This window comes from Streptomyces endocoffeicus, from assembly GCF_016741935.1.
Taxonomy (GTDB): Bacteria; Actinomycetota; Actinomycetes; order Streptomycetales; family Streptomycetaceae; genus Streptomyces; species Streptomyces endocoffeicus.
Genome location: NZ_JAERRG010000043.1, coordinates 20,414 through 42,743, shown reverse-complemented (window position 1 = coordinate 42,743; position 22,330 = coordinate 20,414). Strand labels below are relative to the sequence as shown.

The window sequence follows — 22,330 nt, the reverse complement described above, 5'->3', positions numbered from 1 at the left end:
GGCACTCAGCCACTGGTCAGGCTCCGTGCCGAGCTGTAGACGTCCAGCACGGCGAGGCACAGGGGCACCAGAGCAAGCAGGAAGGCACTCTCGGCCAGGTCGGACAGACGTCCCCAGAAGGGCGACAGTCCGTTCTTCGGAATGATCAGCGCGACAGCGATGATCAAGCCGGCGCCCGCGATCACGGCCGCGGCGAGCCAGATCGTACGGATGTCCAGCGGTCCGCGGTCGTTCTCGGTCAGGAGCTTGAGAACCGCGTCGGCCGGTGGGTTGAGCGACAGTCCCAGGACGAGCAGGGCGAGGGCGAGCAGACCCGCACCGAAGACGGCGGCGACCTGGGCGGTGTAGCGGAAGAGGCGGGCGCGCAGCAGCATCGCCAGACCGGCCGCGAGCCCGAGGAGCTGCGCCCACGCGCCATCGGAGAAGCCCAGGACCGCGGCGGCACCGACGACGACAGCCGAGCAGCCACCGACCATGCCCAACAGCATCTCGTGGCCGCGACGGGTCTGGGCGGCGATGCGGTGAATGTCGAGGGGCTCGGCATCCGGACCGGCGTCGAGCTCATCGGCCGAGGAGTGGGGCGCGGCGTAACCGATGGGCAGACGGGCGACTCGAGCCGACAGACCCGGCAGGAAGGCGATCACTCCGATCGCGACGACGGCGCACACCGCGGCCGTCTCCGTGGCCTCGGTATCGGTGACGATCTCGCAGAAGGTGGCGAGGGTCCCGACGCTCGCCGCGAACACGGCGGCGACGAACGGAGCGTCGCCGCTGGGCATGACGACGACCAGGACAGCCGAGCCGACGAGCACGGTGACGCAGCCGAGCAAGAACTGGAGTCGTCCGACACCCTCCCCCGCGTCCAGGGCCAGGATCCCCGATCCAGCGATCATGAGATGGGGAAGGGCGGACAGGCCGAGGGCTATGGCGGAGGCTCGGTCTTCGTATACCCGCGCCCGCACCCCAGCCAGAGAAGTCAGCAACACGCCGACGGCGGCGGCGATGACACCCGGGAGGCCGTGCATGTCGTGCTTGACCGGATCGGCGAACCAGAGCACGAAGCCCATGAGGATGAGCAGCAGCGCCCCTCCGAGCAGCCCGGCGGCACGCAGGAACCGGTCGTTCCACAGCGTGCGGTCGCGCGTGACCGCGGAGGCGATCGCATCGGACACATCGTCATAGACGGCCGGGGGCAACGACTCGGCGAAGGGCCGCAGCGCCAGCAGTTCCCCGTCCAGAACTTGCTGGGCCAGGAGGGAGCGGCCGCTGTCCAGGACGGTGCCGTCGCGTCGGACCAGGTGATAGCCGGTGGGGGCGCCGGCCGGCTGCGTCTGCCCCGTCAGGCGCAGGATTTCCGGGTAAACGTCGGCGACAGGGATGTCCTCCGGAAGGGCGACATCGATCCGGCTGTCGGGCGCGACGACGGTCACCCTGCAGAAACCGGTTGTTGCGGACATACTCACGTGTAAGGCCCCCTGGTTCGGTCTGCGACATCGCCGGTGTCATGCGCGCGGCGGCCACCCTACCGGGGCTCAGGAGCCGATACGTCGATAGGATCGCTGACTCGCGGAGGGAGGCCGTCGCCACGGGGGTGCCGGACGAGAACTGTCCCTCCGTACGGAGGGATGAGGGATCCGGTGAGCCAGGTCGTCGTCAAGCGCCAGCCACGGGCTCTGCCGCCCGAGGTGCCGACCGAGGAACTCCGCCTCGAGCCACCCCCGGAACTGCCGCGCGGGCAGCAAGAAGGCATGCTGATGCAGCTGCTGCCGACGCTGGGCATGGGCTCGTCGATGGTCTACTTCTTCATGCCGGGTGCCGCCCCGATGATGAAGATCATGGGCGTGATGATGATGTTCTCCACGCTCGCCATGACCATCGCCATGATCATGCGGCACCGGCAGGGCTCTCAGGGCCAGCGGGCGGACATGCGCCGCGACTACCTCAAGTACCTCGCGCAGACGCGCCGAACCGTACGGCGCACGGCCCGGCGGCAGCGCGACGCCCAGTTCTATCTGCACCCCGCCCCGGAGCAGCTGTGGGCGATCGTCGCCGAAGGCGGCCGGGTGTGGGAACGGCGGCTGACCGACGACGACTTCGTTCAGGTACGGCTCGGGCTGGGCACGCAGCAGCTCTCCACGCCCCTCATCGCCCCCGAGACCGCCACCGTGGACGAGCTGGAGCCTCTGACGGCAGGCGCGATGCAGCGTTTCCTCGCCACCCAGGCGTCACTGGACAACCTGCCCATGGCGGTGTCGCTGCGCGCCTTCTACCACATGACCGTGTCCGGAGCTCCGGAGCAGGTGCACGGGATCGCCAGGGCGCTGATCGCCCAACTGGCCACCCTGCACTCGCCGGAGGACCTCGTCATCGCGACGGTCGCCTCGCCCGGCGCGGCGGAGCAGTGGGAGTGGACGAAGTGGCTCCCCCACGCGCAGGTGCCGGGGTCCTTCGACGGCGCCGGCTCGCGGCGGCTGTTCGGCGACTCCCTCGCCGAGGTGGAGGATCTGCTGCGGGGGCGGCTGGAAGGCCGTACCCGCTTCAGCAGGGAAGGGCAGCCGCTGCTCGACCAGCCGCATCTGGTGCTCGTGCTGGACGGAGCGATGGTGCCACCGGACTCGGCGTTCGCGGCGCCCGAGGGCCTGCAGGGCGTCACCGTCATCGAGGTCGTGGCGGGCGAACTCGACGAGCCGCGCGGCGGTCTGTCGATCGTCGTGCGGCCGGGCAAACTACAGCTGGAGTCGCAGGTCGCCGGGTACGACGGCATCCCCGACTCACTGTCCGTGGAAGCGGCGGAGGCGCTCGCGCGGCAGCTCGCGCCGTTGCGCATGGGCGGGGACGACGACGATGAGCCCCTGCTCGCCAACCTCGACTTCACCGAGCTGCTGGGGCTGGGCGACGCCGGTTCGGTGGATGTCTCCCGCACCTGGCGGCCCCGTTCGCTGGCCGAGCGGCTGCGGGTGCCGATCGGCGTCTCGGAGGACGGCTCCCCGGTCATGCTGGACCTCAAGGAGGCGGCGCAGGAGGGTATGGGCCCGCATGGTCTGTGCGTCGGCGCGACGGGCTCGGGCAAGTCGGAGCTGCTGCGGACACTGGTGCTGGGGCTGGCGGTCACGCATTCGTCCGAAACTCTCAACTTCGTCCTCGCGGACTTCAAGGGCGGCGCCACCTTCGCGGGCATGTCGGAGCTGCCTCACGTGGCCGCGGTCATCACCAACCTCGCCGATGACCTCACACTGGTCGACCGCATGCGTGACTCGATCACCGGTGAGCTGCAGCGCCGTCAGGAGCTGCTGCGTTCGGCGGGCAATTACGCGAACATGCACGACTACGAGAAGGCGCGGGCGGCCGGGGCCCCGCTGGAGCCCCTGGCATCACTCGTTCTGGTGATCGACGAGTTCAGCGAGCTGTTGACGGCGAAGCCGGACTTCATCGAGATGTTCATCCAGATCGGCCGCATCGGCCGATCGCTGGGTGTGCATCTGCTGCTCGCCTCGCAGCGGCTGGAGGAGGGCCGCCTGCGTGGCCTGGAGACGTACCTCTCCTACCGCATCGGTCTGCGCACCTTCTCCGCCGCCGAGTCCCGTACGGCCCTGGGAGTGCCGGACGCGTACCACCTTCCCTCCGTGCCCGGCTCCGGCTATCTGAAGTTCGGCACGGACGAGATGACCCGCTTCAAGGCGGCGTACGTCTCCGGCACGTACCGCACAGGCCCCGCGCAATTCGACAGCGCGTCCCTGCCCGTCGAGCGCCGGCCGGTTCTGTTCACGGCCGTCCCGGTCCCGGTGACGTACGCCGCCCTGGACCCGGAGCGGTTGACCGCCCCGGCTCGGCCCGAGGACGACGCGCTGGCGGAGACGGTCCTGGACGTCATCGTGAGCCGTATAGAGGGTCAAGGTCAGCCCGCCCACCAGGTCTGGCTGCCTCCTCTGGACGAGGCGCCTTCGATGGACGAGCTGCTGCCGCCGCTGGCCCCCACGCGCGAGCGGGGCCTGCAGTCGGCGGACTACGCCAGGCCGGGCGGTCTCGTCGTTCCCCTGGGCCTCATCGACAAGCCGTTCGAGCAGCGGCGCGACATCCTCTACCGCGACTTCTCCGGCGCCGCTGGCCACATGCTGGTGGTGGGCGGCCCGCAGTCCGGCAAGTCCACCTTGATGCGCACACTGGTCACGGGCTTCGCCCTCACCCACACCCCCGCCGAGGTGCAGTTCTACGGACTCGACTTCGGTGGCGGAGGTTTGAGCGCCATCGCGGACCTTCCGCATGTGGGCGGGGTCGCCTCCCGTCTGGACCCCGAGAAGGTGCGGCGGACCATCGCCGAGGTCTCCGGTGTTCTGGCCCGGCGCGAGGAGTACTTCCGCGCCAAGAACATCGACTCCATCGGCACCTACCGACGCCAGCGAGCGGCCGGGCAACACGCCGACCAGGGCTGGGGCGATGTCTTTCTGATCGTCGACGGCTGGGGCAACTTCAAGGCCGAGTACGACATGCTGGAAGGCATCGTCACCGATATCGCCGGCCGCGGGCTCGGCTACGGCGTCCATGTCGTCATCACCGCCTCCCGCAACATGGAGGTCCGCGCGTCGCTGAAGGATCAGCTGCTCAACCGGCTGGAGCTGCGTCTGGGTGACACGATGGACTCGGAGTTCGACCGCAAGGTCGCCGCGAACGTCCCGGTCGGCGTCCCCGGCCGCGGTCAACTCCCGGAAAAGCTCCACTTCATGGGCGCTCAGCCACGTATCGACAAGGGCAATGACCCCGACACCATGACGGATGCGACGACCGAACTGGTCCGCGCGGTCAGCGCGGCCTGGACCGGCCCGCCCGCCCCGCGCGTGCGACTGCTCCCGCGCAAGCTCCGCGCGGACGAGCTCCCCAAGGGCTTCGAATACCCGCAGCACGGCATTGCGATCGGCATCGACGAGACTAACCTGGAACCGGTATTCGTCGATTTCGAGACCGACCCGTTCTTCGTCATCTTCGGTGAAAGCGAATCGGGCAAGACATCGCTCATCCGCCTGATCGCCAAGCAGATCATCGAGCGGTACGGCCCGGAGGAAGCGAAGATCGTCGTCGGCGACTACCGCCGTTCCCTGCTCGGTGTCATCCCGGACAGCCATCTCCTCGAGTACGCCCCGATCGCATCGGCCCTGGAACTCCACGCCAATGCGCTGAACGGGCTGATGGAACGGCGTGCCCCCAAGCCGGACATCACCCCGCAACAGCTCCGCGACCGCAGTTGGTGGACCGGCCCCCAGTTCTTCGTCATCATCGACGACTACGAACTGGTTTCCACCAGCAGCGGCAACCCGCTGGCAATCCTCACCGAGAACCTGCCTTTCGCCCGCGACGTCGGCATGCGTTTCATCATCGCCCGCAATTCCGCGGGCGCCTCCCGTTCGATGTTCGAGACCTTCATGCAGCGGGTGAAGGAACTCGGCGCCCAGGGCATGGTGCTCTCCGGCGACCCCGGCGAGGGCGATGTCTTCGGCGGAGTCCGCCCCCGGCCCATGCCGCCCGGCCGCGGCTTCTTCGTCTCCCGTAAGCGCGGGGTACCGCTGACCCAGGTGGGGTGGCTGCCGGAGCAATAGGGCCGCGTGTGCGGGGGCTGCGGTCCGCGCAGCCCCCTGCTAGCTTGACGTCTTACGTCAAGCTAGCAGGCTCGCTTTGCGACCTGAGCCACAGGGGGAATCATGTCGTTCGAGGATGAATGGGCCGAGATCAGGGCCGAAGCCTCAAAGCAGCAGGAAACCCATACGCGGCTCAATCAGCTCGACGATGGCAATGGCGGCCGGGGAATTCCACAGAAGAAGCTGAAGGTCACCGCTTCAGTGCTGCGCAGCAAGGCGGGCAAAGTCGACCACGTGAGCACCGGCTTCGCCAAAGCAGACAATGAGACCATGACCGAGACCGGTCAGGTGAAAGCGAGCCTCAAGGGCTTCGACTCCGCAGCGGCTTTCGCCACCTTCCAGGAGCGGTGGCGGGACCAGATGCGTTACGCCCAGGGCCTCCTGACGCAGGGCCTGGCGGGTCCGTTGAGGGACGCGGCCACGCACTTCGAGGTGACCGACAAGGGCGTCGGCGAGCAGATCGACCGCGGGAAGAAGAAGCAGGACGGCGGCCAGGACAAGGTCGCCAGGTAGCACCTGCCCCTCCCTCGGAACGACGGTCCCAGCTCAAGGCGGAAGCACTTATGGTCACGTATCACTCGCTCATCACCGTCGACCTCACCCCACTCTCCGAAGCGGTCGGCAAATGGCGCACCCTGCCGGGGAAGTTCCGGCAGGTCGGCACGAATCTGCGCACTGAGGTGCAGACCCCCCTGACCAACTCGGATTGGGAGGGCGAGGCGGCGGATTCGGCTTTCACGAGGATGCAGAAGGCGGCGAAAGAGATCGAATTGGCCGCCTGCGAAGCCGAGGACGTGCATGGCCTGCTGCACGACGCGTATACGGCGTTCAAGGGCGCCAAGAAGAAGCTCCAGGAGTACAAGAAGGAAATCGAGGAGGCGAAGCACCTCGCCATCGATGACACCGGGCACGTCTCCTACAAGCCGACGAACCTCGATGACCTCACGCCGATGCAACAGGGGCTGCAGGCCAAGAACTTCAGTGAAGTGGTGGGGGACTACAACGGTTACATCAGCGAGGTCGTCGCCAACGCCACCACGACCGACGAGATTCTGGCATGGGCACTGACGCAGGACGGCAACGGCCGGAAGGAAGGATTCTCCGCCGACGGGTACAACAGCACCAAGGACGCCAAGGCGGGTCGCGAGCAGGCAGGCAAGGACCTCAAAGAGGTCGAGAAGCTGGTGCGGTCCAAGAAGAACCTCAGTCCCACCGAGATCGCCCGGGCGAACACGCTTCTCTCCCGGCACGAGGGCGACCCCTACTTCTCCGAGAAGTTCGCCACCGACCTCGGGGCGAAGGACACCCTGGAATTCTGGCAGCACGTCACGAATGGCCAGCAATTCGGCGACGAGCGCACCAAGAACCTGGAAAAGCTCCAGAAATCTCTCGGCTATACCCTCGCCACCGCCTCTCACTCCAACAGCGATGAGATGAAGCAGTGGAAGAAGGAGGTCATCAAGCTGGGGCCCCAGCGTGTCATGGACACCGACTGGGAGGCCGGGACGCGTGATCCGGGGTCGTATGGCTTCCAGGTGATGAGCAGCCTTCTGCGGTACGGCGAGTACGACAAGGACTTCCTCGTCGACTACGGCAAGGGCTATCCCGATCCGCACAGCAAGGACGGCCGTACCGGCGGCCTGTTCGAGTTCGACCGCAAGCACAAGGACGACCTCAAGGACCTCTACTGGCCCGACGGATACGAGACGTACGTCAACTTCGGTGAGGACAATGACCACGGAGTCGACCCCATGGCGGGCTACATGGAGTCGCTGGGGCACAATCCCGAAGCGGCCCAGACGATTTTCCACCGCGACCGCTTTGAACAGGATGCGCGCGTCCCGCCGAACGACGATCTCATGTATCTCCTCAAAGAGCGCAAGTGGTTGAACGGGAACTTCTACGCCGACGACGGCAAGGGATACGGCTACGACGAACTGGGGCACGCCTTCGAGGCTGCCGCGCTGGGGCATCCGTACGACCAGCCCGAGTTGGGTCTCCACCGCAACCCCGCCAGTGTCAATGTCGCGACGCAGCTGATCAGCGTGGTCGGCGACAACTCCGGCATCCTCGCGGACAAGGCCGGCCTCAGTGACAGCTTGGCCCGCGTGGGCGCCGGCTACATCGACAATCTGGACTGGGCCACGGCCAACCACGGCGATGCCGAATCGGGGGCGAAGACCCGCGACGCGGCTTTCGGTGCACTCGGCCCGTCCGACATCTCCGTCGCCAATGAGACAGCCAAGAACTTCCTGTCGGCGGTCGGCAGAGATGACGGCGGCTACCAGATTCTGTCAGCAGCCCAGCACGACTTCACGACAAACGTCCTGAAGGCCCACCCGAATGCGGACGACCCTCTCACTCTGGCTCTGGGCACCGGCGCGGAGACGCAGGGCATCCTGGACGAGGCCCGCTCGGACGCCATCATGAGCGATGCGAACGACAGCAAAGAGGAGAAGGCGAGGAAGCTGTCGGAGGCGGGAGAATGGCAGAAGTACCGGACGAGTACCGGGATCAGTACCGTCACCAGCCTCGTCACCGTTCCGTTCGAGGCGGCCAAGGCCACGCCTTTCGTCACGCCCTTCGTCGACGCCGCCACCGGTGCCATCGACACCCAGACCGGCATCAACATCGACCGGGAGATCGAGAAACAGCAGAAGGAGTTCGACGCCAAGGTCGACGCGGACGCTCACAACATGCAGAAGAAGTTCGTCGAAGCGAGCCAGCGTCGTTCGGTCAACCCGCTGGATGCCTACATCGCTGCCCATCCTGGACTCGACGACAGCCCTTGGTACAACGAGGCCAGCGAGCGCGTAAAGGCCGGCTACATACGTGGCGTGGGTGACGCCCAGCTGACCGGGAGCGGCAGTTGATGGAGCGAATAGAGCCGACAGGAGAGATCGTGCTACGCAATTTTCGTCTGACTCTTGGGCGACTGGCGGCCCTCGCCTGCACGTCTGTCATCGCCGTCACGAGCTGTGGCGGTGGCGACGACGAATCAGGCTCTCCGAAACCGACCGCGAAGCCGACCGCAAACGCCGGGCTCATTCCCGTCGCCCAAGCCTGCGATGGTCTGTTCGATGAGGCCATCGCGAAAGAGGCTCGGGAGCCGAACGGACCGAGCAAGGTCTATCCGGTCAAGACCAAGAGCTTCAGCCAGGTGGCAAAGGCGCTGCAGGAGGACTCAGCCAGGAGAAGCACGCCCGAGGAACTCTGTAGCGTGACGGACAAGGCTGACGGCAAAGAACTGCTCGCCATCACCGTGGCGTGGACTCCCCAATCACCCCCATCGGGCCACTCGGTGCACTACACGACCACCGTCGGTCCGGAGGATGCCGGCAGGCTCGTCGTCGCGTGTGACCTCGACAGCGGCGGGACGGAATCCGGAGGGGGCCGTTCCCTGGAATTCGCCATGCGCGACTACTTCACCGTCAGCGACCACTCGCACGCCAAGCTGCTCATCGCCTCGGCGAAACAGATAACGTCGACGTTGGGCTGCCGGGAAGATCCTGAATATCCGGATCCGAAGGTTGTGGCACCGCCGCCGAAACGGGGGCTGCGCTAGAACGTGAACATGGGGGTGGGCAACCGCTGAAGCGGTTGCCCACCCCCATGTTCTTGCGACCGCACCCTCAGAAGGTGATGTCCTGGAACAGCTGGGCCGACTTCTTGTCGGTCGCGTGGTAGTCCATGCTGCCGGTCCTGACCTTGGTCGCCACCTCTTTGAGCGTGGTCTCGATGTGGTTGGCGCGCGTCTTGAACTGCCTCTCGGCGGCGAGCATCATCTGGTGAGCCTCGCCCTCCCAACCGTCAGTGACGGCCTTGACCGAGGCGATGATGGTCTCGATCTGCTGGCTCACCACCCTGGCGCCGCGCTCGAGGTCACCGGCGGTGTCCTCGAGCGAGTTGTATGTGACCTTGATGTCCATCCCGTCACCGGACACTTATGCTCCACCCCTCGTAGTGTCTTGATGGTTGTCGATCGTTACTGCCGTAAGGGTCTGCCCTCGCAAAGACCTTCCGCGACGGCGCCCTCAGCCGACTAGAACTGGTCGACCTTGCTGTGGGCCAGGCCATCCGCACCACTGCCGAGCTGCCCGCCCGCCGCGCTGCCATTGACGTCAACGCTGCGGAGCTGCGATGCGATCTCGGTGTCGTTGGCACCACCGGAACGGTGCGTGAGCTGCACCGCCTCGTGGATGTTGACGATCAGCTGACGCAGGGCCTCGTGATCCTCATTGAGGCTCATCTGCGCCCTCCGGAATGCGCTTCCGCCCTGACCGGTCCACGCCGCCTCCACCGTGTCGATGGCGTTGATCAGCGTGCGCAGGTTCTGCGAGAGGTCCTCGCTGACGCGACCGAGGTCACCCTCGAACTTCTTGAAATGTGCGTCGCTTATCCGCTGCGAGCCCGACATCTTTCCACCTTCCCCCATGATGTGTTGGTGAGCCGAGCTGGGGATTCTTTCGTCAGCTCACCACTCTGTGGAGTTCCCTACCCGACATGGCAGGAAGCGTATAGCTGTAGTTGGTGCTCGTGCTGGTGCTGGTTACGGCCTGGCCATCGTTCCGCCACGGCGCCGCACGACGGTGAAGGCGACCACGGCCCCGACGACCACGACAACACCCGCACCCAAGGCGACCCAGAGCGTCGTATTACCGCTGTCGTCGCTCGCTTTGGCCTCCGCTGCGGGTTTCTTAGCGGCTTGCTCATCCGATGCGGGGGGCTGTGAAGCATCCCCCGCCGGCTTAGACGCCGACTCGGAAGGCTTTGGTTTCGTCGCTCCCTCACGAGCGAGCAACGGATTTGTGTTCGCCGGCCCCGGATCCCCTTCGCCATCGAGGAGCACCTTGCGAGGCCGAACCGAGCCATACCCGAGGTAACTGCTCGGGATGTCACCGGTCTTGGGCTTCGCGGCGGTCTGCATCATGACGCGGAGGACTTGATTGTTGGTCCACTTGGGGTGCTTGGACCAGATCAGGGCGGCGGAGGCGGAGGTGATGGCGGTGGCTTGGCTAGTGCCACGAGACGTGCAGACATTGTTCCCGCAGCGTATGGGGATCTCATCCCCGATTGCGACCATTCCTACCTGATCACCCGAGTTCGACCACTTCGTTGCCTTGCCTTCACGGTCGATCGCACCCACACCCACAACACCTGGAAATCCAGCTGGATAGGCCACTTCATTGGCCTTGTCGCCGGCATTTCCTACAGAAGCGAAAATGAGGCTGCCTTTTTTGATGGCATATTTGACAGCTGAGAGCGTCCGAGGGAGCTGACTGCTTACAGCGTCTGACCCTTGCGAGACATTGATGACTTGTGCCCCATGGTCCGCCGCGTACCGAATGGCCCTGCCCACGTTCCCATCCGCAGAATCGACCCGCGCGTCCAGCACATCCTTTACAGGAAGGATCTTGGCCTCAGGAGCCAGTCCTTGGATACCACCGCCAGCTCCCGTGCCAGCGATCAGAGCGGCGATGTTTGTTCCGTGACCATCCGCGTCTTTATGTGCGCCCGTCGGGTTATGCGACATATCCGCGCCTTCGAGCACTTGCCCCTGTAGCTCTGGCAACGCCTTAACACCCGTGTCGATGACGGCGACGGTGACCCCCTTACCCTTACTCACCTTCCACATGTCGTCGGCCTGCATGTCCTTCAGGTACCACTGCTGAGAGCTGATGTCCTGTGCAGCTGCTGCGGGCGCGATACCACCCACCGCCATGAGGCCGGCTCCGAGGGTCGCCAGAGCCGACAGGGAGCGCCGCCGCGCTCCGTACTTCTGAAATGGCATAGGTGAGTGCTCTCCTCGGCATTGCACAGGGATCTGTCGATCTAATCGATGACCGGCGGGACCGTGTCCCGCCGTCCACCCGACCAGCTCTCTTCGTCTTCCTGAAGGTAATCGGGCCTGGAGCCGGAGGGTTCCGAGCCGTTCGGGGCTGTCCTGCCAGACCGCGGCATCGGCTCAGGCTCCTCCTGGTTACCCCGCACAAGCCCGGATCCCCCTGGGGTGAATTCGGACTGCGTTCCGCGTCCAGAACGCGTACCGCTGACGGGACCTCCCGACTCCGATGCGAGCCGCCGACCCTGGCCACCACCGCTCCCGGGCGCGTGCGCACCCCCCTCGGCGGACACACCGCTCGCGCCCAGGGGACCACGCCTGGGCGGGATGCCGTGTTCGTCTCCGACGACCGTGCCCTTCGGCAAACGCTGTCCATTCGCGTTGTTCGGTCCTCGTGGACTGTCCACGGTCCCACCCGGCTCTGAGGCGAGCCGTCGGCCCGGCCCGCCGTTCGCGGGCGGAGGCGTGCCTTTGAAGCCGTGCGTGGCGGGCCCCATCGGCCCACGCCTCATGAGCCCTTGTTCTTCTCCGATAACCCTGCCTCGGGGAATCCGCGGAGTGTTGGTTTGCCCCGGTGGGCGAGCCTGTTGCCCGCCGTGAATACCGTCAGGCAACCCGGTTCGAGGAAGGCCCGTCGGCCGAGGCTGCTTTGCAGCGCCTTGGTAGGGAGGGAGGGGCTCTCGTACGGGATTACCCCCACCGCGCATGGGCGGCGGGGCGCTTGGCAGGAGCGGCCTGGGTCCGTTTGGCACCACAGGATTCACGTGCCGCTCGGGCGCATCCTGCGGTGGCGAAGCAGGAAGCTTGCTTGGGTCGATGACGTCAGGCGAGGGTAGCGTGTTCGTGGAGTCAATGCTCGTCCTGGCATCTGGCACAACATCCGGCAGCCCCTCCACGCCCAAGTTGCCGTGTCCTGTGGAGGCCACTCCTGGGTGCTGGACGAGGTCCGGCCCACCAGTGGAATGAGAGCGAGCTGCGAACGGCGCAGCGGAAGCTGGGCTTTGTCCACCTGCGTTTCCGTTCGCAGACGGCGATGCACCCGATGGCCCTGGATTGCCTTCGAAGTAGTTCCCGAACTCAGACGGCAAGGGCGGAAAGTTCGGCTCCTCAAGATCATTGATCTCGGTATGCGCCGTCTCGTAGTACGAGTCCAGCTTGTCCATCTGCTGGAGCGCTTCCAGATGGTGCTTGTCCGCGACCACCTTCTCAGCGTCACTCTTGTGCTTCTTGTCATCGGCCGCCGTCGGGGCCGGCATCGCCGCCTTGACCTCGGTCAGGCCTTGGCCCGCAGCAGTCATATGCACGCCGACGAGCAGGGTGTAGTCGGCCATCTTGTGGGTCTGCTTTGCCACCTCACGACCCCACTCGCGGAAGGCGTCGGCGCCCTCGCCCTCCCAGTGCACCCGCTCAGCGTGTGCCTTGAGTTCCTCCGCGATGGCGCTGATGTCGTCGAAGGCAGCCGTCAAAGCGGCCCCGACGTCGGTCAGCGCGCCCGGCTTCGCGGTCGCGACCATGTTGTAAAGCTCGTCGTGCGACCGATCCTCGAACTTCCCTCCGGCCATCTACCCTCTCCCCCTCACAGCGCGTCGCCCCCGACCTCTTTGCCGCCGTGATTCCCACTCTGACCCGCGTGCTTCTCGGGCTCGCGGTAGTACTTCCGCGTACGTGTCTGGATCTCCCGCATTCGACGGGCCTGCTCGGCGTCCATGCCGTCGTAGCCGCGCTCGGCGACGATCGCCATGAGGCCCATGGCCTCGATCTGGTCGCCGAAGGACTTGGACAGGGTCTCCAACCGCGCATGGACCTTCTCATAGAGGTTGGCCAGGTCGTCAGCGGAGGTGAACCCGGTGCCCGAGCCGTACGCGTCCCGGGTGATGGACTGTTGCGAGATCGTCTTGCGCGATGCCGGGGACTTATCAAGGTCGGTCAGGACCTTGTCCAGGCGCTTCTTGAACTTGGCAAGCGTCTCGGCTTCCTTGACGAGCTTCTTGCCGAACGGCGTCTGTGGCTCAGACCCCGGCTCTATGGGCCTCACGCTGTCCCTCCCCGTATGACACCAACGATGTCCTAAGCCACTCTATCCATCAGCGTTGGACACCCCAACTGCCCCGTAGCTGTGGGTCGTCGACAGTTCAGTAACGACCCCCGCCCCCAAACGACGCATACGAGGCACACGTCACATCTGATGACACTAACGACTTCACCACAGGCGCACATGAGTACGCATACCTATTTCGCAGGATGACGGCACAGCTGTGCTGCCTGACGGCCCCAGACCAGGCGGCCCGGCACGGTACGGCTGTGCACGGTGGGAGGTGGACCGGAGCGGAGCCTCTGCCTCAAGTCGTATGGGTCAGTACTCGTCCACGGTGTGACCGTCGGGGACCTGGAAGCAGGCCGAGGTCAGAAGCACATAGATCAAGGACTTGGGCGCTTTGGACCCGGTCTTATCACTCTCGTCGTAGAGATGGATGCTGACCGAGTACTGCTTCTTCGTGGAATCGGCGATGAGCTCAGGGCTTTTACTCGGGCTCTTGTCCGGCCCGTATTTGATGATCTTCCAACCCTTCTGCGGGAGATCTTCCTTGAGCCTCGACATTGCCTGCTTCATGTCCTTGACCGGCACGCCCCACAGAGACCAAGCATGGTTGATCTTGTAGAACTTTACCTCATCCTTGCCACCACAACGGGCAACCGATGGCCCCGACTTACTCGTCTTCGCGCGCAAGTCAATCACATCAAAGATTGCACTGGAAAGACCAGCCGCTTCTTCCTCCGCGTCAGCAACCTTTCGTGTCTTCGGCGTGTAGCCCAGCTCATCCTTCTTCTTGTCACTCATTCCCGAGCACCCTGCCAATGCAACTACCGCCGCCAGAGACATGATAATACCGAAGGGCGAAAGGATACCCATTCGGCTACGTGCGGAGCTAGTCACTGATTTGCACCTTGTCATGTCGCCCCACCACCACGTTGGCCTGGTTGAGTAGACTTTGCGAGCTGTCTTCGTCATCCAAGTCGTAATCCCAATAGCCACTGTGCCCTTCAGTGTCGGTGGTCATCTGATGCGCCCCGAATTCGGCATCAGCGGGAATGATGGGCATGTCCGCGTCGTGCCAGAAGCGACCGCTCTTGTCACCACCGTGGAATGCACGGCCGAGTTCAGGCACTGGATCTCCGTCAGCGTACTCGTTCCAGACATGCCCCTTGGGTACATCCAGATCCTCTGCACTGCCGACCTGGACACCCGGGCTTCCCGCAAAGATGATGTCGTCCGCGTTCAGGTCGCCCTGACGTGCTGCGGAACCGATGAGGGTGGAGCCATAGGAATGGCCTATCGCGGTGACATGGCTGTCCGTCCCCGACTCACTTGACGCGTTCAAGCCATCGACGAACTGGTTGAACGCGGGTGCGCCAGTATTGGCGTACCCGGGGCGAGTGGCGTCCGTGACAATGTTCTGCGGCGCGTCGTAGCCGAGCCAGGTGATGGTCGAGACCTTTTGCCCCGGCGCCAGCGGTTCGGATGCATGCCACAAGTTGGTCATGCGGTTGACATCCCCGTGAATTTTACTGAGGTTCGAGGTTGTGCCAGGGACATAGACGGCAGTGTGGTCGGCCGTGTCCGGATTGCCGTTGGCGACAATCGCACGCCCTCGACCTTCGGGGCTGAAACCGAGCAGGTATGCCTCCGGCAATCCATTCCGACCGGTCTGATCAAATCGATCCTCAATGGCGGCCATGCCCTTCAGGGCGCCTTCCAGGCGTTTCTTCTCGCCTTCGTACTTATGGTGCCAGTCGAGCCACTCCTGGGTGTACGCCGTAGTATTGGGACCGAGATCCCTGAATTTCGTGGGTTCCTTTGGAATAGCATCAAGCCGGATCTGGTAGTCGGCTCGCTTTTCCGCCAGGTCAATACGGTTCGCTTCGTCACGGACATCCGCGGGAATACCATCAAGTTTGCCGAGGCCAGCCGGGTACATGGCGGCATAGTCGGCCTTCTCCTGGTCGGAAAGACCCTTCCACCACTTCGCATTGTCCTTCGGACTGCCGTCCTTGGGCGGATGCTTGATGTCGTCTAGGTAATCTTTCGCTCCGCTGCGGACACCGCTCGTGTCGCTCTGGGCGTCGGTCCAGTCGTAACGGGAAACGTGCAGATCGTCATCGGCCTTCAGCTTGCGTAGCTTCGGGGCCCACTTCTCGTCCGCCTGCGTGGCGTCGTAGACGGCTTGGGCGATGCGGTTGGCGATGGCTACCGCACGGCCGAAGTTGGGGTTGGGGTGGATGTTCGCCGCCTGGCGCTCCAGAGCGTCGGCAGCGTCGTTCGCGTCGCCGGTCGGGTCGATCGGCTGGTTCGTCGGCTTGCCCTTGGCACTGCCCGTGACCGTGCCGCCCTCCGGCACTTTGCCGTCGGCCTTGTCGCCGCCCGCCGGGTAGCTCACCGAGCCATCAGAACCCACCGTGAACTTCTCCGCCTCGGCGTCCTCCACAGCGGCGTCGAGCTTGTGCTTGGCTGCTAGGAGTTCATAGGCCAGAGAATTGAGAGCGGTGGTGATGAGAGCGCACTCGACCTGGGTGTAGTGGAAGTTCGTCGCCAGCTTCCGGAGCTGCACCACAGCGGCCTCAGCAGCCTCACCTTCGAGAACGGCTTGGCCATCGACCGTTTTCCGCATGCCTGCGATGATCTGACTCTCGACGTCATCCTTGGCTTGACTGGCCATGTCGCCGACGGTCCTATAGCCGCCTGCGGCATCCTCGAACTCCGACGGCTTGAGAGACTTGAGCGTCGCGTAATCCACCGCCGCGTCACCGACCCCGGCTGTCGCCGCCGACAGGCTTCGTGTCCTTGTACAGGGCATCCAGCCCGTCGAACGCACCCTTGGTGGCCTCGTCGTTCTTGTACTGGTGATCCCCGGCCTTCTCAAGCCGGTCCTGAATCGCCGCGCACTTCCCGCTCACGCCCTTCAGGTAGCGTTTCCAGGAGTTGTAGAGCTCCCGCTGAGCCGCCGCGCTCTCAATGCCGCCGCCGCTCTTGCTGCCCGCGCCCAGGCCGGTCTGCTCCTCCTCCAGCTTCGTCAGAGCGGTCTTGATGTCCCCCCGGAGCTTGCCGACACTGCGACCGGCTGTGCTCCAAGCCTTCTTGCTGGACTTCACCCCGCCCGATCCGCCTTGCGCCCAGCCGGGCTTGTTGTCCGCGCTCGCGAGACTCATCCCGGTGTCACCGGACGCCTCCCGCTTCATCTGCGCCCATTCCGCCTCGAACGTCGACATAAGCTCCCCGATTCCCCGGCCTCGCACGACTCACAGTTACGTCAAATAGCCCAGTGTAGAAGACACTTCATACACCTCCATGAGTACTTCTACTCAGCCATGCCGGAGCGCCGACGCCTCCGTTCGTTGAGAACCGCCGCCAGGCCCGCGATGCCCGCCACCACGATCGCGGCGGCGCCCACGGAGTACGTCGCGAGGCGCTCCTTGCGCTCCTGAAGGGTCTCGCCCAGGGGCATGGGGGCGGGGTCGGGCGCCGCGACGTCGTGGGCGGCACCCTTGTCCAGGGTGACGTGGTCGATGCGGGTTTCGTCGTCGGTGAGGGCGCGGACGGGGTCGACGACGCCCCAGCCGATGAAGCGGTCATGGTGGTTGACGGCGCGCTCGGCGGTCTGCTCGATCTGGGCGACCACCTCGTCCTGGTGCCAATCCGGGTGCTTGGCGCGGATCAGGGCGGCGACGCCGGCGACGTAGGGCGCGGAGAAGCTGGTGCCGTTGTCCACGCATTGGCCGCCCTTGGGAACGGTGGAGACCATTTCGACGCCGGGACCGGCGACATCGACGAAGTCGCCGGACTGGGAGAAGGGGGCGCGTTCGTTGTTGCGGTCCGAGGCGCCGACGGCGAGGACGCCGTCGTAAGCGGCCGGGTAGGTCTTCTTGACCTTGCCGTCGAGACCGTCGTTTCCGGCGGAGGCGACCACGACGACATCCGCTTGCAGTGCGCGCTCAACGGCTTGCTGCAGTGTGCTGTTTGTCTGGAGTGGCTTGACGGTGTCCTGCGAGATATTGATGACGCGGGCTCCCGCGTCCACCGCCCAGTCGATGGCCGTGGCCATGGTGTCGGTGGTGCCGGAGCCCTTTTCGTCGTTCTGCCGGATCGGGATGATCTTGGCTTTCGGAGCGATGCCGACGAATCCCGTGCCCGAGTGTGGGCGGGCGGCGATGATACCGGCGACCTTGGTGCCGTGGCCGACCGAGTCGTCCGTCCCGTTGCCCTTCTTCCCCTTGGACAGGCTTTTCTTGCCGCCCTTACGGACCTCCTTGCCCTTGCTGGTGTCGACGGCGTCCTTGAGCTGAGGATTGGTGTTGTCGACGCCGGTGTCGATGACGGCGACTTTGATCGGACGGCCCTTCGAGTCCAGCCCCTTGGTGTCCTGCCACAGCTGGTCGAGCATGACGCGCTGGAGGGACCAGGGGGTGCCCTTTATCTGTTTGGCGGGATAGGTGCATTCACCACTGCCCGCGAGGGACAGATCCGGCGCCGCGGAGGCCGATGTCGGTCCGGCCGCCGCCGTCAGTGCCGTGAGGACAGCCGCCGCCGACAGGGCGAGGGGCTTGCTGGTGCGCCGCATATGTTCGGGCTTCCTCATGTCCTATGAACCCTGGGGCTGCTTGGCGCTGTTGGCGTCGAGGCGTGGACCCGTGGGCAGGAACTCCGACCAGTCCGCGGGTACCGGAATCGGGTTGACGTCCTGGTATCCGAGGCTGCGCTGGGCCTTGTTGACGTCCTGCTGGGTCTGCGTGGCCTTGTCCTTGTCGGAGCCCTCATCGCCGATTTTCGACTTGCCGGAATCGCTGTCGTTGTTGGACTGGACCGAGTAGCGAAGGCCGGTGTCGGTCACCAGAAAGACCGGACCGTTCTTGATCTGTTTGCCGCTCACCTGGCGGTAGAGCACTCCCGACCCGGGGGTCACATAGGCGCTGGTAGCACCGTCCGGGATGGTGGCCGGGAAGTCCTTGCCCGCCCAAGTGGCCACTCTGGCACCGCCCTTGGCGGTCACCCCGTCCAAGATGCTGCAGCTGGTGTCCCGGGCTCCGCTGCCCAGCGCGGGATCGACGGAATTGGCCTGGCTCGGGATTTCGCTGGGCCAATGGTACTTGCCGTAGAAATCGTTCTCCGTGTCCGGGTTGAAAGACGGGGCTGCCACACGCTTGGCCATACTCGCCTCATTGATGGCGGTCTTGCTCCTGAGCAGGAGCTTGGCCACGAACTCCGAGACACGCTGGACCTTTCCCTGCAGCACCACATACTTCTGGGTGCCGGCTCCGGTGGGCGCTTCGAGTACCATGCCGACCCGGTTCGCCTCGCCGAGGCTCGGGACCCCGGCGTCATCGCCGATCCGGCCCGGGACCTGCGGAAAGTCGATCGGTGCCCCGTCCCTGAAGGTCGCCAGCCAGTCCCTGGTGACCCGCTGTGGCTTCGCGCCGTCGTGAAAGATCGAACGCAGCAGAAGATTGGTGTCCGAGGCGGACTTGGCCTTCCAATCCGGGCCGCCGATCAAATACTTCACGCCCCGCGGATCGACGAGATAGCGGGCGCCGTCCTGGCCCTGCGCATAGAGGGCCTGGCCACCGTGGAGCGCCTGGGATCCGCGCAGCTTCTTGAGCTTCGGGTCCCGGTCGGAAAAGAGGAAGACGGCCTTCTGGGTGGTGTTCCCATTGCCGCCCGGCTGTTCACAGACCGCCCATGTCATGCGCTTCTTCGCCTCGTCCGCGCTGGGGATGCGGTCCGGTGCGTAGGGAATGCCGATCGTGGGGCCACGCGGGATGTGGCCGTCGTCCAGCTCCGACTCCTTCACCTTGATGACGCTGGACTTCTCGGGGTCGAGAAGGAGCTTGGCGGAGGCCAGGTTCAGCACGGGGTGGAGTTGGGGCTTGCCACCGGTCTTGAGGATGACGTACCGAGTGGTGGAGTCACTGCCGACGATCACATGCGATTCCGGCGTGTCCCACCCCTTGGGGGCGACGGGCTTGAACATGCCCCAGGCGCCGAAACCGGCGAGGATCAGGGCCCCGACGACGACTCCGGGAAGGACCGCGCGCAGCGGACGCGGCGCACCCTCCTCCGTGCCGCTCGGCGTGGGTTGCAAAAAGGCGGCGACTGTCCGCTTCTTCGCATAGATATAGGCGTTGAGTTCGTCCCGCCGTGATGCCATTTTTAGCCGCTTCTCCCCGCTTTTCGGCCTCGGTAGTCAGGTGGCCTGCCCTCGGTCCTGGTGTCGTACCGACCCTCTACTATGCCGGTAGTGAACTGGCTCATGCCGCCCGGGGACGCACACCGGGGGCGAGGACGACCGGGCCGTTCGGGCCGGTTTCGGACATGAGGGGGCTGACGGGGATGGCTGCCGCAACGCGCGCACGTACCGCGAGGAGCGCGTCCGGCCGAAGAGCACCGAGCGGACCCCGTCCGCCCGCGCCCGCTGACGCGCCCCCGACAGCGGCCCCCATCGCCGCGGCAACCCCTCGCACGGCGTCCCGGCCCGGCAGCATCGGCCCGCTGCGGCTGCAGCAGTTCGTGCTGATCGAGGTGGCCGCGGCGATCGTGGTGGCAGCAGGGGTCGTCAACAAATTTCTGCTGGTGCCCGCCGGAGTCGTGGGTGTCGTCCTGGTTCTGCTGGCCGTGGTCACCCGTCATCAGCAGCCGATACCGGAGTGGCTGAGCACCGCGCTCGCGCTGCGCAGGCGCCAGCGGCAGGCGGCGAAGCCGCTCGACGCGGGCGCGGACCCCGGTTTCACGCCCGCCCTGGAGTGCGAACCGGCCCTGCGCACCTATACGTTCACCGATCGCGAGCGGCGCATGGTCGGCTTGGTGGGCGACGGCACCTTTCTGACCGCGATCCTGCAGGTGGACGCCACGGACTCACCGCTGCGCCCGCACCGTACGCAGCGTCCGCTGCCGCTTTCGCTGCTGCGCGACGCCATGGACGTCGACGGAATCCTGCTGGAGTCCGTCCAGGTGGTGCAGCATGCGTTGCCGGCGCCCGCGCCCCATCTGTCGGCGCAGACGGTGCCCGTGCGCAACTACGGGCCGCTTCAGGAGCAGACCGGCGCGCCCGCGGTCCGTCTGACGTGGGTGGCGTTGAAGTTCGACCCGGAGCTCTGCCCGGAGGCCGTCGCGGCCCGGGGCGGAGGCCTCGAGGGCGCGCAGCGGTGTGTGCTGCGGGCGGCGGATCAGCTGTCGAGCAGGCTGCAGGGAGCGGGCTTCGGCGTGACACTCCTGCCGGAAGAAGGCGTGACGGCGGCGATCGCCACCGCCGCGAGCGTCAACCCGAGGGCGACGGCGCAGGCCCGGCAGACCAACACGCTCAGCCGACGCACGGTCGAGAGCACACGGGCCTGGCGCTGCGACGACCGGTGGCACACCACCTACTGGATCAGCAGGTGGCCACAGTTGGGACCGGGAGCCACGCCCCTTCCCCAATTGGGCGCGCTGCTGACCTCACTGCCCGCACTCGCGACCACGCTCAGCCTCACCCTGCGACGGGGCGGGACGCAGAGCGGCCGGCCCGCGCCCACGGTGAGCGGGCATGTGCGGATCACGGGGCATAGCGCGGACGACCTGGTCGCGATGAGACGAGAGCTCCAGCGCACCGCCCGTGGGGTGCGGGTGGGGCTCGCACGGCTGGACCGCGAGCAGGTACCCGGCGTACTCGCCACTCTGCCCCTGGGAGGGACCCGCTGATGGCCATGCCGACGACCGTCTCGGGCGGCCCTTCTTACGCCCCGGCCTCCGCGCCTGGCCATACGCCCGGTCAGCCGGACGAGCCCGTGGCTCCCGCCCCGCGCAGGACTCGACGGGGATTCGGGCTGATCGGACCCCGGCGTCAGCGGCATGAGCTCCCCCCGGAGCAGTTCGACGCGCTGGCGCTGCCGATCGGCGACGACGGGGTGGTGATCGGTGTCGGCGCGCGGGACCAACCCGCCGTGCTGGGCCTGCACCGTCCCACGCCCTTCAACGTGGTCCTGGTCGGCGGGCTGTGGACGGCGCAGGTGATCGGGTTGCGAGCGGTGGCCACGGGTGCCCGGGTCACCGTGGAGACCGGCCGTCAGCAGATGTGGGCGTCATTGGCGCAGGCCGCGAACGGCGGGTACCAGAGCATGACGCTCCACGATGTGGGACGTGTGCCACCGCAGGGGCCGTCGATCGGCAGCCCCGTCCTGGTGATCCGTGACGCGGGCATGCGACCGCCGCGCGGGCGGGTTACTTCGGCGCCGTGGCAGTCCGTGCTGACGCTTCTGCCCTACCTGAGCCCGGTCGCCCCCCGGCTCATGGAGAACGCGGACCTGGTGGGCGTCCAGCGGGTGTCCCCCGAGGAGGCCGCCCAGGTCGGGCGGATCATGGGGCTGCCGTCCACGGATGTCGAATCACTGTCCACGCTTCCGGACGGGGTCACTCTTTGGTGTGATCGTCAGTCACGGCTCTACGTGGCGACGCATCCGACGGATATCGAATCCGGCCTGCTGGGCGGGGCTCGCCGCATGGACTGACGGTGTTCGATTGCCGCCGCGCACACGGTGGATGAGACTGTCAGCCAAGCACCAGGCGGGCTTGTTTCCGCGGTACCCGAAGGGATTCTCCACCGATGGCCGACGCCAAAGAGAAGGAAGAGCTGTACGCCCTCGACATCTCCGATGTCGAGTGGCTCAGCGCACCTGGCAGCAGCTCCGAGGACCGGGTGGAGATCGCCTACCTGGCGAACGGAGCGGTGGCCATGCGGAATTCCACCGACCCCGAGACCGTGCTGCGCTACACGGAGGCCGAATGGCGAGCCTTCGTCCTGGGCGCGAGGGACGGCGAATTCGATCTGAGCTGAGGAGC

17 protein-coding genes are annotated in these 22,330 nt (G+C 65.9%); 7 read left to right on the top strand and 10 right to left on the bottom strand.

The window, feature by feature from the left end; all coding sequences use genetic code 11:
• Positions 1–5: 5 nt before the first annotated feature.
• Positions 6–1,457 (bottom strand): type VII secretion integral membrane protein EccD, encoded by a 1,452-nt coding sequence (eccD, locus tag JK364_RS48700; RefSeq protein ID WP_230993694.1) that lies wholly within the window; start codon positions 1,455–1,457, stop codon positions 6–8.
• 180 nt (positions 1,458–1,637) lie between these two features.
• Here eccD and eccCa point away from each other — a divergent pair, with 180 nt between their 5' ends.
• The 4 genes from eccCa (at position 1,638) to JK364_RS48680 (ending at position 9,192) form a co-directional block, all read left to right on the top strand.
• Positions 1,638–5,588: a type VII secretion protein EccCa gene (eccCa, locus tag JK364_RS48695; protein WP_201857892.1), complete on the top strand. Its 3,951-nt coding sequence runs from the start codon at positions 1,638–1,640 to the stop codon at positions 5,586–5,588.
• A 102-nt stretch (positions 5,589–5,690) separates the two neighbouring features.
• On the top strand, positions 5,691–6,140 hold the full coding sequence (locus JK364_RS48690) for a type VII secretion target (protein ID WP_201857891.1): 450 nt from the start codon (positions 5,691–5,693) through the stop codon (positions 6,138–6,140).
• A 50-nt stretch (positions 6,141–6,190) separates the two neighbouring features.
• Positions 6,191–8,500, top strand: a complete 2,310-nt coding sequence (locus tag JK364_RS48685) for a hypothetical protein (protein ID WP_201857890.1) — start codon at positions 6,191–6,193, stop codon at positions 8,498–8,500.
• On the top strand, positions 8,500–9,192 hold the full coding sequence (locus tag JK364_RS48680) for a hypothetical protein (protein ID WP_201857889.1): 693 nt from the start codon (positions 8,500–8,502) through the stop codon (positions 9,190–9,192). Before JK364_RS48685 ends, JK364_RS48680 begins: the two co-directional genes overlap by 1 nt.
• Before the next feature lie 67 nt (positions 9,193–9,259).
• Here the strand turns inward: JK364_RS48680 and JK364_RS48675 are convergent, their stop codons facing one another.
• From JK364_RS48675 to eccB, 9 genes are all read right to left on the bottom strand, one after another.
• Positions 9,260–9,571, bottom strand: coding sequence for a WXG100 family type VII secretion target (locus JK364_RS48675; RefSeq protein WP_201857888.1), 312 nt, complete (start codon positions 9,569–9,571; stop codon positions 9,260–9,262).
• A gap of 98 nt (positions 9,572–9,669) precedes the next feature.
• Positions 9,670–10,044, bottom strand: coding sequence for a WXG100 family type VII secretion target (locus JK364_RS48670; RefSeq protein WP_201857887.1), 375 nt, complete (start codon positions 10,042–10,044; stop codon positions 9,670–9,672).
• Between the two features lie 132 nt (positions 10,045–10,176).
• Positions 10,177–11,418 (bottom strand): S8 family serine peptidase, encoded by a 1,242-nt coding sequence (locus JK364_RS48665; protein ID WP_201857886.1) that lies wholly within the window; start codon positions 11,416–11,418, stop codon positions 10,177–10,179.
• Between the two features lie 1,627 nt (positions 11,419–13,045).
• Entirely contained in the window at positions 13,046–13,504 is a 459-nt protein-coding gene (locus JK364_RS48660) for a DUF2563 family protein (RefSeq protein WP_201857885.1), read from the bottom strand.
• Between the two features lie 318 nt (positions 13,505–13,822).
• The gene (locus tag JK364_RS48655) at positions 13,823–14,308 is read right to left on the bottom strand and encodes a hypothetical protein (RefSeq protein ID WP_201857884.1); all 486 of its coding nucleotides are present in this window, start codon (positions 14,306–14,308) and stop codon (positions 13,823–13,825) included.
• Between the two features lie 88 nt (positions 14,309–14,396).
• On the bottom strand, positions 14,397–16,262 hold the full coding sequence (locus tag JK364_RS48650; protein WP_201857883.1) for an alpha/beta hydrolase: 1,866 nt from the start codon (positions 16,260–16,262) through the stop codon (positions 14,397–14,399).
• Positions 16,263–16,269: 7 nt separating this feature from the next.
• Positions 16,270–16,734, bottom strand: coding sequence for a hypothetical protein (locus JK364_RS48645; RefSeq protein WP_201857882.1), 465 nt, complete (start codon positions 16,732–16,734; stop codon positions 16,270–16,272).
• 89 nt (positions 16,735–16,823) lie between these two features.
• Complete coding sequence (mycP, locus tag JK364_RS48640; RefSeq protein WP_201857910.1) at positions 16,824–18,083, bottom strand: type VII secretion-associated serine protease mycosin; 1,260 nt, start codon at positions 18,081–18,083, stop codon at positions 16,824–16,826.
• Positions 18,084–18,104: 21 nt separating this feature from the next.
• Positions 18,105–19,667: a type VII secretion protein EccB gene (gene eccB / locus JK364_RS48635; RefSeq protein WP_201857881.1), complete on the bottom strand. Its 1,563-nt coding sequence runs from the start codon at positions 19,665–19,667 to the stop codon at positions 18,105–18,107.
• Positions 19,668–19,849: 182 nt separating this feature from the next.
• On the opposite strand from eccB, the gene eccE reads away from it, so the two are divergent.
• The 3 genes from eccE to JK364_RS48620 all read left to right on the top strand — a co-directional run bounded on the left by eccE (position 19,850) and on the right by JK364_RS48620 (position 22,325).
• A complete protein-coding gene (eccE, locus tag JK364_RS48630; protein WP_230993691.1) occupies positions 19,850–21,193 on the top strand; it encodes a type VII secretion protein EccE in 1,344 nt (447 codons plus the stop codon).
• Positions 21,193–21,999, top strand: a complete 807-nt coding sequence (locus tag JK364_RS48625) for a hypothetical protein (RefSeq protein ID WP_201857880.1) — start codon at positions 21,193–21,195, stop codon at positions 21,997–21,999. Before eccE ends, JK364_RS48625 begins: the two co-directional genes overlap by 1 nt.
• Positions 22,000–22,094: 95 nt before the next feature.
• Positions 22,095–22,325 carry a DUF397 domain-containing protein gene (locus tag JK364_RS48620; protein ID WP_201857879.1) on the top strand — a complete coding sequence of 77 codons (231 nt, stop codon included), beginning with the start codon at positions 22,095–22,097 and terminating at the stop codon, positions 22,323–22,325.
• Positions 22,326–22,330: the final 5 nt, after the last annotated feature.